A 12,442-nucleotide genomic window follows, 5' to 3' on the forward strand; every position below is an offset into this window, starting at 1 on the left:
GGGCCCTCGATCCGGGCCCCCCTGGGGTCACGCCAACGTCGGCGCTTGGTCCAGGGGGATGACGCGGGCCGTGGCACTGGCGGTCGCGATGGTCGCTCCGCCGGAGTCGGCGAGGGTGGCTTCCAGGAAGGCGATGTCCCCCGCCCGGTGCACCACGCGCCCCTTCCCGACGATCCGGCCCGGGCGGACGGGCCTCAGGAAATGGGTGTGGAGTTCCAGCGTGGACTGGAACTGGTCCGGTTCGAGCGTGGCCAGAAGTGCGGGACCGACCGTGTCGTAGAGCATCGCGGCGAGGAAGGCGCCCAGCACGTTCCCGGCCGGGTTGGTGAAGTCCTCCGTCGCGGTGAAGGCCAGCTCGACGGTGCCGTTGTCGCCGTCCGCATCGAGGACCTCCAACCCCAGCGTGGCCGCCGCCCGTGGCAGCGGCGCGCGCCCCTCCACGCCATCTCAGAACGGCCCGGATCGTCCTGTCATCGCAACGCTCCCAGGTCGAGAGTACTGTCGAGGATTCCGTCGGGATTTCTCCTGCCGTTCCTATTCTCCGCCTCCCCCTCGGGCCTCACTCCTGCTCGTCCAGCAGGAAGGATCCGTACTGGGGCTTGCCGGCCCGTTCGTAGACGCAGTACTGAACACCCGCGCCGGTGGCCCCGGATTCGGTGAGCGTCCAGGCGACAGGGGCGGCACCTTCGGCGAAGAGCCGCTTGCCCGTCCCGAGGATCACGGGGTTGATGAGCAGCCGGTACTCGTCGACGAGGTCGTGCTCCTGCAGGGTGCGGATGAGGTCGCTGCTGCCCTGCGTCATGATCACGCCATCGACCTGGTCCTTGAGCTGTGCGACGGACTCGGCGGCCTCGCCCTTGAGGAGGTGGGAGTTGTTCCACTCCAGGCCGCTGTCCAGGGTGCGCGACCGCACCTCGCGACCGCCACACAACCACCGTCGCCCCCTCGCCTGCCCGAGACGAGGCCGCCTCGGCGGCGCCGGCGCTGTGGAGAGTGCGTGCCCTGCGGAAGCTGGCGGGGGAAGTCTGGGTGCTGTCGTTGGCTTCGTCGTCGGCGCGAGCACTCCGCAGGTCGCGCCGTTGTCCCGCACACGACTGATCACGGTCGTCACCTCCGGGTCCGCGAGCGCCCCGCGGCCCGGGCAGGAGCCGATTGACGACGCTGGGCGTCGCGACCACCCGAATCGTCTTCATTCTGGACGCCACGTACAGCCGCACCTTGTTGACCAGGCGATCGGCATGGGAGAGCAGCTTGCGCCCCTCGACGGCCATCGCGTCACCGGTCGGCGTGAGTGTCGCGCCGACCGGCAGACCGGTCGAAGAGCGCAAGCCCCGGACCCCGTTCGAGCCTGCTGACCTCCTCGCTCACCGTCGGCCGGGAGATATGGAGTGCCTCCGCCGCCCGGCCGAAGTGCAGATGCTCGGCGGCCGTGACGAAGATCTCGATCTGGCGCAGCGTGATTCCCACAGATCAAGCCTGTAGCGGGCCGGTGGTCTGATGAGTGTTTTCCGGTCCAGCGGATTCAGCTAACGCGGCCACCGGGCCGACGGTGCGGTACGCGAATGCGTTACCCGTTGCGCGCGGCCGCCACGAAACGGCGGATCAGGTCGGCGCTCTTGACGCCCTTCTCGGACTCGACGCCGCTGGACACATCGACACCACCGGGGGCGGCCGACCGTACGGCCGCGCCTACGTTGTCAGGGTCCAACCCCCCTGCCAGCAGCCAGAACCCCTGGGGCGGGCGTTCGGCGAGCAGGTCGGTGTCGAAGCGGGCACCGCTGCCCGGCACCGGGGCGTCGAGGAGCAGCCGGTCAGCGGGATCCATCTCCGGACGCGCGAGATAGCCGTCCCAGGCCAGGGCACGGATCGTCCGGAACCCTTCGGCGCGGAGGCGTTCGAACGCCGCGTCCTCCTCGTCGCCGTGCAGCTGGACGGTGGTGAGGCGCGCGGCGGAGGCCGTCGCCAGGACCTCCTCGATGGGCTGTCGCCGGAACACACCCACGGTCTCGACCTCGGCCGGCACGCGTCGCGCCAGCTCGCGGGCGGCTTCGGCACCGATCAGTCGCGGGCTGCCGGGCGCGAAGACGAATCCGACGGCGTCCGCGCCTGCCGTGACCGCCGCGTCGAGTGTGTCCGCCGTGCGCAGACCGCAGATCTTTACGTACACCGATCCCTGCTCTCTTCCTTCTCTGCCTTCGCCGGGCCGGCCCCGGCGCGATGAGCTGCCGAGGCCTCGTTCGCGGCGGCCGGTGTCACCGTAGACGATCCCGTCACCGCGCCTGCGGGGTGCGTGCCCGGCAGGCGCGCGGCCGGTCCTCACCTCGCGGGCGACGGGTCCCGGAGCGTCCGCACCGGCGATGCGGACTCGGGGGGTCTCCGCGTCGACCGGGCGCGGCATCAGCAGGGACGTCAGGAAGTCGTCCTTCACCTTCCAGGCACCGGAGTTCTATCAGCGCCACGGATATGTCGAGACCGGCCGAACCTCGGGAATCCCGGGCGGCGCCGAAGATGTCCACATGTCCAAGAGGCTGGGACAGGCCTCGACGAACTGGACTGGCCGCCTGCGTCCGCGGCTCGCCCTGGACCTGCTGATCGCCGCCTCCCACTGAGCGCTCGACTGATGGATGATCCGACCGGACACTCCCGCTCAGACGAAGTGGACGCCATCGCCCGCCGCTCCTGTCCCGTCCTCCGACCCTGCGTACCGCTCGAGTTGCTGTTGGCGCCACTGCCCGGGAGGTTCGCCGTGGTGGCGGCGGAAGGCCGCGGCGAAGGCATAGGGCGATGCGTAGCCGGTCCGTTCGGCGACCTGTGCGAGCGTCGACTGGTCGGTCCGCAGATAATCTCGCGCGAGCGTCATGCGCCAGTCGGTCAGATACTGCATCGGCGCCTGGCCCAGTGCTCGCTGAAAGCTCCGCGCGAAGGCCGCCCGCGAAAGACCGCTGACGGCTGCCAGTTCGGGCACCGTCCACGCGCGGGTGGCATCGTCATGCATGGCTTGCAGCGCGGCACCCAGCCGAGGATCGGCAGAGGCCCGGAACCAGCGGGGCGCGCTGCCGCTCGTCCTGAAGCTCGTGCGGATGGCGAGGACGAGAAGGATGTCGAGGAGCCGGTCGAGCACGGTCTGCCGGCCGGGCTCCGAACCGGCCAGCTCACGTGACAGCACAGCGATGACATCGTGCAGCGGGTCACCGACAGCCGCGGAGAGCGGCAGCGCCTGGGGCAACGCGCGGAGCAGCCCCTCTCCGACGTCGCCGGAGAACCGATAGGCACCGCACAGGAACACCGTGGCACGCCGGTCATCGAGATGCGTGTCGTGAGCGTGCCGTGCTCTGAACTCTTCCGGGTCCAGGCAGGCTGCCGCGGGCTCATGGGCGATGTGGTGATCGACTCCACCCCGTACGAGTGCCAGCTCGCCGGGCGCCAGTTCGATGGCAGCCTCGGGGTCGTCGAACCAGAGCCATGCGCGCCCTTGAACGACGGCGTGCAGCGAGAGCTGGATGCTGCCCGCGAGCCGCAGGCCCCAAGGGGGCACGGCCACGGTCCTGGCAAAGACACCACCCGAGGCGCGCGCCCTCGTCAGGTGATCCTGGAGGAGGTCCATAAGGCGAGTGTTCGCCGAGACTCACTCAGTCGTCAACAAAATGAGCGTTCCGCATAAAGAAAACGCGCCTGATGCGCATTGATTCACTCCATCTGTGCTCGCATCCTGGAGCCATGGACAACTCACCCCGGACCACACTCGTACTCGGCGGCACCGGAAGGACCGGAGCGCTGATCGCGAAGACTCTCGCCGAACGGGGACTGGCCGTGCGGACAGCGGCGCGGCACGGTGCCGATGTGCCGTTCGACTGGGACGACGCGGCCACGCACGGCCCCGCCCTCGCCGGTGTCGACCGCGTCTACCTCGTCACCCCCGTCATGCGTGTCGCGTACGCCCGGCTGGTGTCCGACTTCCTGGATCTCGCCGAAGCCTCCGGAGTACGGCACGTCACCTACCTCAGCACCTACGGCAGTGACCAAGCCCCTCCGGAGATCGACATCAGGGCCGTCGAACGTGAACTCATGCGCCGGGAAGCGTTCACGTGCTCGTTCGTCCGCCCCGCGTGGGTCATGCAGAACTTCAGCGGCGCGCACCTGCCCGTCGTCCAGGGCGTGATCACGGTGCCCACGGCCGGCGGCGCGGAGGCGTTCGTCGACGCGGCAGACATCGCCGCGGTTGCCGCCGAGAGGTTGGCCGACCCCGATGCCCACGCCGGCGCGGCGTACGCGCCCACCGGTCCCGAAGCGCTCACGGTGGCCGAGGTCGCCGGCATCATCGCGGGCGTGATCGGCCGACCGGTCAGGCACCACGACATCGAGATCGATGCCTGGATCGACGGCGCCGTCGCAGCGGGCCTCGTACCGGCCGACTACGCAGTCATGCTCCGCTGGCTGACGGGGACGATCGCCGCGGGCCACGGCTCGCGGCCCGATGACGACATCCTCAAAGTCACCCGAGTTCCGCCGACCAGCTTTGCGGAGTTCACCCGGCGGACCGCCCAGGCCTGGGCCCTCCCGGCGGCGGCGCACTCGTGACCGGCCGACCAGGATTCGAGGCGCTCGCTCCGTTCTTCCGGATCGTCGGGGAAGGACTGAGCGGGCTCGTCGAAGGAGCGGACTTCTTCGACACGTTGGCGGAGGAAGTCGTCTTCGAGTACGTCGTCTCCGTCCCCGGTTACCCACGGAGCGTCGTGGGCCGGGAAGCCGTCGCGGAGCTCTACCGCGGCTACGGAGAAACGATGGTTCTGCACAGCTCCGACGAACTGGCCGTCCACCGGGACCGCGAAGCGTCGGTCGTCGTCCTCGAGTACGCGGTCCACGGCCTGGCCGTCAGCACCGGTCGCGCCTATGACAACCGCTTCGTCTCCGTCATCACGATCAACGACCGAAAGATCACACACTGGCGTGACTATCTCGACCCCACCGCTGTTTTCGACGCAGTCGGCTGGCCGACTCGAGGCAAGTGAAACGCACGAAGCCGACGGCTCTTGGCGGTTGAGCCCTCAACTGGCCCCGCCCGGTTGCTGTTTGGGCCGACTTGGCCATGTGCGGCGGATCTGGCCGTCGGTCATCGCGGTGGTGTGCGCCGCCGGTTCCTGCATCAGGCCGAAGCCCATCAGCAAGGCCTCGGCGTAGCGGCGCCAGGCGTCGGGGGCGACATCGTGGGTGCGGTCGGCGACAGCGCCGATCATGTGCAGGAAGGCGTACACGTCGGCGCCGGCGAAGTCCTCGCGGCAGGCACCCGCCGCCACCGCCGCTTCCACCAGGCCGTCCACGTGGCGGCCGAGGTCGTCGCGCATCTCGGCGATCGGCTTCGTGTCGATGCTCGCGCTGCCGAGGACGACCTCAAGTGCCCGGTCCTGGGCCCGCCACCCTGCCGCCTCAAGCAGGTAGTGGCGCAGCGCCTCCCCCGGATCCGCTTGTTGCTCGGCCGTGGTCGCAAGCTGAAGGAACGTGGTGAACCGCTCGGTGAACAGGGCGTCGATCAGCGCCTGCAGATCCGGGAAGCGCCGGTACACCGTGCCGACCCCGATGCCTGCCTCACGCGCGATCTCGTTGAGGGTGACGGCGGCCCCGCGCTGCGCGAACATGCGGTCGGCCGTCTGCATGATCAGCCGACGGTTTCGTTCCGCGTCCGCGCGCAGCGGCCGTTGCGTTTCCCGGGTCACACCGCGACATTCTCCATCATCGCGGGGCTGCGCCGGTGCTTGACCAGTACCAGGACGCCCGTAACGGCACCCCAAAGCAGCCACGAGTAGACACCGCCGCGCTCGAACACGCCTGCCGTACTCGCGGACGCACCCACGAACACCTCGCTCAGCAGGCCGAGGACGCCGACGGTGATGCTGAAGATGCGGTACGCAGGGGGCAGTCCGAGGCTCCGCAGCGACCCTGCCATGATCGCCACCGTGTTCGCGCACAGGATGCCGACCGCCGCCGCCCCGACGTGGACGGCCAGGCTGAGCTTCGCGCCGTCCCCGGCGCCGTGGAACAGACCCACCAGCACAAACGCCACGCCGTGCGCGACCGCGAGGGCGGTGATGACACGACGGGCACGCCCCTCGACCAGACGGGCAAGCAGCACGACACCCGTCGCGAACAGAATCCCCTGGACGATGAACGACGCGTTCATCAACTCATGTGCCGGCGAACAGATGTCGCGCCCCTGGAACTTCGTACCGCACTCGGGCACACCAAGGTCGCTGATGTAGTTCGTCGCATAGCTGTAGGACGGATCGGTCCAGGCCGCAGCGGTGATCGCTTCGGCGGCCACCCATTGCACCGCGTTCACCACCAGAAGGACCGCCCCCAGCGGAAGCCACACCCTGCGTGCCATCGGAACCCCTCTCGCCTGGTCGCGCCATGAGCGACGCCGACCGACACCACCGTACCAGTAAGCGGATAGCTCTATCCGCTTACTGCCAGGGGCGAGGCGTCCCGGCATGGTTGCTCCCATGTCATGGACCCGGCACACGGCGGCGGGGGCCGGCCGCCAACGGTCAGCCCCTCGGCGCCACCCGCGTCACTGCATCGGATCGAGTCGGATTGATTCGGATCGAGTCGGATCGAGGGAGAATTTCCTTCCGACCGATCCGAAGGGCTCGCGGGTACGAATGAATGGGGCGCCTAGAAGAGGCCCTTGACGCGGGCCGCGCAACCAGGGCGCTCAGTCCCGCCCTCGCGCCTGCTTGAATCGCTCGAGCCCTTCGGCGAGTTCGATGATCGGGTCCGGGTACGCGTATTTGGCGCGCTCGGGTCCGGGCAGCTTCCACGGCTCGTGCACGGCGGGCCCGGCGAGGCCCGCGAGTTCCGGCACCCAGCAGCGCACGTACGCGCCGTCCGGGTCGTAACGCTTCGCCTGCGTCACGGGGTTGAGGACGCGGTTGGGGCGCGAGTCGGTGCCTGTCCCCGCCATCCACTGCCAGTTGAGCTGGTTGTTCGCGATGTCGCCGTCGACCAGGAGGTCCAGGAAGTGCCGGGCGCCGACGCGCCAGTCGACGTACAGCGTCTTCGTGAGGAAGCTCGCCGTCAGGAGGCGGCCGCGGTTGTGCATCCAGCCCTCGTGACGCAGTTGCCGCATCGCCGCGTCGATCACGGGATAGCCCGTACGCCCCTCGCGCCACGCCTCGATGTCGCGGGCCGCGGCCCGTTCGGAGCGCCAGCGGTCGTGGCGAGTGCGGTAGTCGTGCGTCGCGGCGGCCGGGCGCGCGGCGAGGACCTGGTGGTGGAAGTCGCGCCAGGCGAGCTGACGTACAAACGCGTCGGCGCCCGGACCACCGGCTCGGCGCGCCCGATGGACGAGTTCGACCGGGGACAGCGTGCCGAAGTGCAGATGGGGCGACAGACGTGAGGTCGCGTCGCCGGGCAGGTCGTCGTGTCCGTCCTCGTAGCCTCCGACACCGTGCCGCAGCCACGCGGTCAGCTGTGTACGGCCCGCCCTCTCCCCGCCCGCCGCGAGGCCCGGGGAGGTCCCGGAGACCCGCGCGTGTGACGGCACCTCCTCCGTGGCCACGCCGTCCGGGACCCGGATCGTGCGCGGCGGCGCGAGGACATCGCGCAGGCGCTGCTCCGACCAGTGCCGGAAGTACGGGGTGAACACGGCGAAGTGGTCCGACGACGCCGGGGTGACGGCGCCCGGCGCCACCGCGGTCACGACCGCGTCATGGACGATCAGCCTCCGCCCCTGCGCCTCCAGCACGTTCCGCAGCCGCTCCTCGCGCCGCTGCGCGTATGCGCTGACGCCGGCCGCCATGTGCACCTCGTCCACGCCGGTCTCGGCCGCGACCCCGGCCACGGCATCGACGACGTCCCCCGACCGCACCACGAGACGCCCACCGCACGCGCGCAACGCCGCGTCGAGATCACCCAGGCAGTCCGCGAGGAACGCCTCCCGATTGGGCACCGCATACCCGGCGGACGCGATCCCCGTGTCCCGTACGAACAGCGGCACCACCTCACTCGACGCCCGGAGCGCCGCCCGCAGCGGCGGATGGTCGTGCACACGAAGGTCGGACGTGAACAACACGATCGAGACGTTCGCCATGGCCCCGGACTCTACGAGGTGGAACAGCGGGACGTCTGGACGCGGACGGTGCGGTCACCGAGAGTCGTCACCCTCTGCCATCTCCACACGTGAGGAGCCACTCGGCACCCACGCCGCCCTCCGAGGGTGCACAGTGGATGGGTGGGCCTACGGCGGCGCCTGGGAGGTCTGTGGCAGCGGTGGCAGCCGAGTCACGCGCTGGTGATGCTTCCGCTCGCGCTCATCGTGGTGATCACGGTCGTCGACATCCTGGTGCCGGCCGACGTGCATCTGGGGCCGCTACTGGTCGTGGCCCCCGCGCTCACCGCCTCCTTCGCCGGACCCCGCCTGACGGCATTCATCGGGGCCCTGGCGATCGGGGCCCAGATGTTCATCGGCATCCATTTCGGCGTCCTGACCACGCGCAACGTGATGGTGCAGGTCTTCTCCCTCACCGTGCTCTCCGCCCTGATCGCGTTCTTCTGCCGCGTGCGTGAGCACCGCAAACGGGAGCTGGCCAAAGTGCGCTCCGTGGCCGAGGCCGCGCAGAGGGCCCTGCTGCGGCCGCTCCCCCACCGCATCGGCCCGTTGCGGATCACCTCGCTCTACCTGGCGGCGGAGGACGAGGCCGAGATCGGCGGCGACCTCTACACGGCGACAGGCACCGACGACGGCGTACGGATGATCATCGGTGATGTACGGGGACACGGGCTGTCCGCGGTCGGCGAGTCGGCGCAGCTGCTCGGTGCGTTCCGCGTGGTCGCCGACCAGCACGCCACGCTGCCCACGCTCGCCGGCGCCCTGGACCGGAGCGTGTCCCGTTACCTCACCGATTTCATCGAGGCGGAGGACGGGATCGCCGAGCACTTCATCACCGCCCTGCTCCTGGAAATCCCCAATGCCGGGCGCATGACCCGCATGACCTGCTGCGGACATCCCCCGCCGTTACTGCTGCACGAGCGCCACGTCCGTACTCTCACCAGCGCCCACCCGGCCCCGCCCCTGGGCGTGGCTGCGCTGCCGGCCGCGCAGTTTCCCGTCGAAGAGTTCGCCTTCGACGCCGGTGACACCCTGATCCTTTACACCGACGGGGTCACCGAAGCCCGCGATGAGAACGGGGTCTTCTACCCATTGGCGCAGCGAGTCGAGCAGTGGGCCAAGAACCGCCCGGAAGCACTCCTGGATCACCTCCGCCGGGACCTCCTCGCCCACTGCCGAGGACATCTCGGCGATGATGCCGCCGTCGTCGCCATCCAGCGCACACCGGCCCCTCGGGTGGACCGGCACTGACGGATCCGCCTGCGAAGGGCCCCTAGCGTCGGCCGGTCCTCGGCGGTTCGCCGGGCCGCTGTTCGGTGAGAGCTTCCAGCGCCGGCAGGGCATCGCGCAGCGAGCGCTGCCGGTCGGGGCTGAGCTGGTCGATCCGCTCGGCGAGGCGGGTGGCTGCCATGCGGCGCGTGGAGTCCAGGAGCGCCTGGCCTGTGTCGTCGAGGGCGATCAGGGTGGCCCGCTGGTCCTTCGGGTCCGCCTCGCGCTCGATCCATCCGAAGCCGTCGAGGAGGTCCACCATGCGGGAGACGGTGGACAGGGCGATGCCCATGCGCGTCGCGAGGTCGCTGATGCGCAGCGGCCCGTGCGCGGCGAGCGCCGCGAGTGCGGCCAGCCGACTGGGGGTGAGCTGGCTCTGCATGCCTTGGGCGCGCAGTTCGGGGAGGAGCTGCTGGATCGCGGCACGAAGCCGCTCGGCGAGCTCCGCCGACTGCTCGTGGTCGAAGGGGGAGGTGGGGGAGGTCATCACGGCCCCTCGGATCGGGGCATCGGCGGGGGTGCCTCAGGGAGCGTAGACGTCTGGGGAGGAGGGGCGGGCGCCGGGAGCGTAACTGTCTTGGGCAGGGTCCGGTCGTCGTAGATATAGCGGCCGCCACGCAACAGAGAAGCGATGGCGGCGACGACGCACGCGGCGATCGCGAAGCCGAAGGCCACGGACAGGCCGTCGGCGAACGGCTGGGAGATCAGCTCCGGGAAGAAGCCGCGTCCGGTGAGGTAGTCGGCGTGGCCCGGGGGCAGTTGAGCGAGTACGTGCGGGCCGAGCAGGGTCTGGATCGGGTTGTAGCCGAGGAGCGAGGCGAACAGCACGCCGACCGGCGGGAGGGCGGCGACCTTGGCGGCGTCGGCGGCGGGTACCCCCTGGGCGGTCAGGCCGTGGTTGAGGGCGGCGGGCAGGGCGCTGGACAGGCCCGCGATCATCAGGGAGAAGAAGATGCCGATGGAGAGCACCGTGGCCGAGTTCTGGAACGTGGTGCTGATCCCGGCGCCCACCCCCCGCTGGTCGGGCGGCAGGCTGTTCATGATGGCCGCCCGGTTGGGTGCCGCGAACAGGCCCATGCCGAGCCCGTTCAACAGCAGGACGAGGGCGAACATCGGATAGCTGAAGTCGACGGGCAGCGCCTGAAGGGCCAGGAAGGTGGCGGCGGCCAGCAGCATTCCCCCGGTGGCGAAGGCCCTGGCCCCGAACCGGTCGGAGGCCCAGCCGGAGAAGGGCCCCGCGACGAGGAACCCGACCGTCAGCGGAAGCATGTAGATGCCGGCCCACAGCGGGGTCTGCTCGAAGCCGTAGCCGTGGCGGGGCAGCCAGATGCCCTGCAGCCAGATGATCAGGATGAACATCAGGCCGCCGCGCCCGAGCGCCGCCAGCAGACTGGCCACGTTCCCCGCGGTGAACGCGCGGATCCTGAACAACGACAGGTGGAACATCGGCTCGGGGACCTTGGTCTCCACCACGCAGAAGACGACGAGTACCGCCACGCCGCCGGCGATCGCGGCGATCACCCATGGGTTGGCCCAGCCCATGATGTCGCCGCCGTAGGGCTGGATGCCGTAGGTGATGCCGGCCAGTACGGCGATCAGGCCCACGGCGAAGGTGAGGTTGCCCCACCAGTCGAGCCGGGCCCCCGCTCGTACACCCGTGTCGTGCAGCTTCAGGTACGCCCACACGGTGCCGAAAAGGCCGAACGGTACGGACACCAGGAACACCAGATGCCAGTTGACGGGGCCGAGCAGGCCGCCGAGGACCAGGCCGATGAACGATCCGGTGATGCCCGCCACCTGATTCAGCCCGAGCGCGAGGCCGCGCTGACGGGCGGGGAAGGCGTCGGTGAGGATGGCGTTGGAGTTCGCCATCAGCATCGCCCCGCCGACGCCTTGCAGGACCCGCATCCCGATCAGCCACAGGGCGCCCGCCGTGCCGTGCATCCAGGTCACCGACAACAGCACCGAGAACACGGTGAACACCGCGAACCCCATGTTGTACATCCGGACCCTGCCGTACATGTCACCGAGGCGGCCGAAGCTGACCACCAGCACGGCCGTGACCACCATGTAGCTCATGATCAACCACAGCAGCAGGCTCGTGTTGCCCGGCTGCAGCGGATCCACGCCGATCCCCCGGAAGATGTCCGGCAACGCGATGAGCATGATCGACATATTGATCGTCGCGATCAGCACGCCCAGCGTGGTGTTGGAGAGCGCGATCCACTTGTAACGCGGTCCTGGCTCACGGAAACGACCCCGACGTGCGGCGGCCGACTCAGCGGTTGTCCTTGCCACAGGGCATCACTCCCGCCCGGGAGTTAGTTGCTTGACATCAACCAATCTACTCCTGGCACCCACATGCGGCCATGCCACCTGACCTGGGCAGACGTGCCGCCCGACGGGGCTGCGCCATCGGTGTGGCCTCCGCTCATTACCTCCGGGGTAATCGACCGCTCTCCGCTCCCCCGGAAGGATCAAGCACATCGCAGGGAATCCCGCCGGGATCCGGCCGCAGCCGCGAGGAGAGCGCCATGTCCGTCAAGTCCACTGTTACGACCACGAGTTCAGCCGCCAACGCGACTTCCGTCGCCGAGGACACCCGGGCGGTCGTGCAGGAGTTCCTTGCCGCGCGAATCGCCGGTGACACCGCACGGCTCGTCACGATCTTCGCCGACGAGGTCGACTGGCTGCTCGCCGAGAACCCCGCCGCCCCTTGGATCCGTCCGCGGACCACGGCCGTCGAATGCGCCGCCCAGTTCACGGAGTTGATGGAGCACACCGTGCCCGAGGACGCCCGCGCGTCCGTCGACACGTTCCTCGTGGACGGCGCCGACGCAGTCCTGATGGGACACCTCTCAGGGACCGTACGCGCGACGGGAAAATCCTTCGAGGGCCCGTTCGCGCTGCACCTCACCGTCGAGGACGGCCGGATCACCCGGCACCACCTCTATGAGAACAGCCTGTCGATCGCCGAGGCCTGTGCCCTGTGACGTGCTGTGCGGATCCTGCCCGTGAGGGATCTCCGGGTTCAGGGCTGTCTACTGATTCACGGACCCGCGGGTCTTC

The 12,442-nt window shown here is 69.6% G+C and carries 14 protein-coding genes; 4 read left to right on the top strand and 10 right to left on the bottom strand.

The window, feature by feature from the left end:
* Nucleotides 1-27 precede the first annotated feature (27 nt).
* The 5 genes from OG698_RS03175 to OG698_RS03195 form a co-directional block, all read right to left on the bottom strand.
* Nucleotides 28-441 (bottom strand): PaaI family thioesterase, encoded by a 414-nt coding sequence (locus OG698_RS03175; RefSeq protein ID WP_406101273.1) that lies wholly within the window; start codon nt 439-441, stop codon nt 28-30.
* A 118-nt stretch (nt 442-559) separates the two neighbouring features.
* Nucleotides 560-913 carry a dihydrofolate reductase family protein gene (locus OG698_RS03180; protein WP_406101275.1) on the bottom strand — a complete coding sequence of 118 codons (354 nt, stop codon included), beginning with the start codon at nt 911-913 and terminating at the stop codon, nt 560-562.
* Between the two features lie 362 nt (nt 914-1,275).
* Entirely contained in the window at nt 1,276-1,467 is a 192-nt protein-coding gene (locus OG698_RS03185; RefSeq protein WP_406101276.1) for a LysR family transcriptional regulator, read from the bottom strand.
* Between the two features lie 100 nt (nt 1,468-1,567).
* The gene (locus tag OG698_RS03190; RefSeq protein ID WP_406101277.1) at nt 1,568-2,428 is read right to left on the bottom strand and encodes a phosphoribosylanthranilate isomerase; all 861 of its coding nucleotides are present in this window, start codon (nt 2,426-2,428) and stop codon (nt 1,568-1,570) included.
* Between the two features lie 219 nt (nt 2,429-2,647).
* A complete protein-coding gene (locus tag OG698_RS03195) occupies nt 2,648-3,604 on the bottom strand; it encodes an AraC family transcriptional regulator (protein WP_406101278.1) in 957 nt (318 codons plus the stop codon).
* Between the two features lie 113 nt (nt 3,605-3,717).
* Here OG698_RS03195 and OG698_RS03200 point away from each other — a divergent pair, with 113 nt between their 5' ends.
* Together OG698_RS03200 and OG698_RS03205 are read left to right on the top strand one after the other, a co-directional pair.
* Complete coding sequence (locus OG698_RS03200; protein WP_406101279.1) at nt 3,718-4,578, top strand: NmrA family NAD(P)-binding protein; 861 nt, start codon at nt 3,718-3,720, stop codon at nt 4,576-4,578.
* Nucleotides 4,575-5,009: a nuclear transport factor 2 family protein gene (locus OG698_RS03205; RefSeq protein WP_406101280.1), complete on the top strand. Its 435-nt coding sequence runs from the start codon at nt 4,575-4,577 to the stop codon at nt 5,007-5,009. Before OG698_RS03200 ends, OG698_RS03205 begins: the two co-directional genes overlap by 4 nt.
* A 36-nt stretch (nt 5,010-5,045) precedes the next feature.
* Here the strand turns inward: OG698_RS03205 and OG698_RS03210 are convergent, their stop codons facing one another.
* The 3 genes from OG698_RS03210 to OG698_RS03220 all read right to left on the bottom strand — a co-directional run bounded on the left by OG698_RS03210 (nt 5,046) and on the right by OG698_RS03220 (nt 8,086).
* Complete coding sequence (locus OG698_RS03210) at nt 5,046-5,711, bottom strand: TetR/AcrR family transcriptional regulator (RefSeq protein WP_406101281.1); 666 nt, start codon at nt 5,709-5,711, stop codon at nt 5,046-5,048.
* The gene (locus tag OG698_RS03215; protein ID WP_406101282.1) at nt 5,708-6,337 is read right to left on the bottom strand and encodes a DUF998 domain-containing protein; all 630 of its coding nucleotides are present in this window, start codon (nt 6,335-6,337) and stop codon (nt 5,708-5,710) included. The genes OG698_RS03210 and OG698_RS03215 overlap by 4 nt, the downstream gene beginning before the upstream one ends.
* A 372-nt stretch (nt 6,338-6,709) precedes the next feature.
* Entirely contained in the window at nt 6,710-8,086 is a 1,377-nt protein-coding gene (locus OG698_RS03220; protein ID WP_406101283.1) for a cryptochrome/photolyase family protein, read from the bottom strand.
* A gap of 204 nt (nt 8,087-8,290) precedes the next feature.
* On the opposite strand from OG698_RS03220, the gene OG698_RS03225 reads away from it, so the two are divergent.
* Nucleotides 8,291-9,355: a PP2C family protein-serine/threonine phosphatase gene (locus tag OG698_RS03225; protein ID WP_406110809.1), complete on the top strand. Its 1,065-nt coding sequence runs from the start codon at nt 8,291-8,293 to the stop codon at nt 9,353-9,355.
* 22 nt (nt 9,356-9,377) lie between these two features.
* Here OG698_RS03225 and OG698_RS03230 read toward each other — a convergent pair whose 3' ends face one another.
* Complete coding sequence (locus OG698_RS03230) at nt 9,378-9,860, bottom strand: MarR family winged helix-turn-helix transcriptional regulator (RefSeq protein ID WP_406101284.1); 483 nt, start codon at nt 9,858-9,860, stop codon at nt 9,378-9,380.
* Nucleotides 9,860-11,548, bottom strand: coding sequence for an MFS transporter (locus tag OG698_RS03235; protein WP_406110812.1), 1,689 nt, complete (start codon nt 11,546-11,548; stop codon nt 9,860-9,862). Before OG698_RS03235 ends, OG698_RS03230 begins: the two co-directional genes overlap by 1 nt.
* Before the next feature lie 359 nt (nt 11,549-11,907).
* Between OG698_RS03235 and OG698_RS03240 the strand changes: the two genes are divergently transcribed.
* Complete coding sequence (locus tag OG698_RS03240) at nt 11,908-12,366, top strand: nuclear transport factor 2 family protein (protein WP_406101285.1); 459 nt, start codon at nt 11,908-11,910, stop codon at nt 12,364-12,366.
* The last annotated feature ends 76 nt before the right edge of the window (nt 12,367-12,442 follow it).

The sequence above is a fragment of the Streptomyces sp. NBC_01003 genome, assembly GCF_045162695.1.
In the GTDB taxonomy this organism is placed as follows: Bacteria; Actinomycetota; Actinomycetes; order Streptomycetales; family Streptomycetaceae; genus Streptomyces.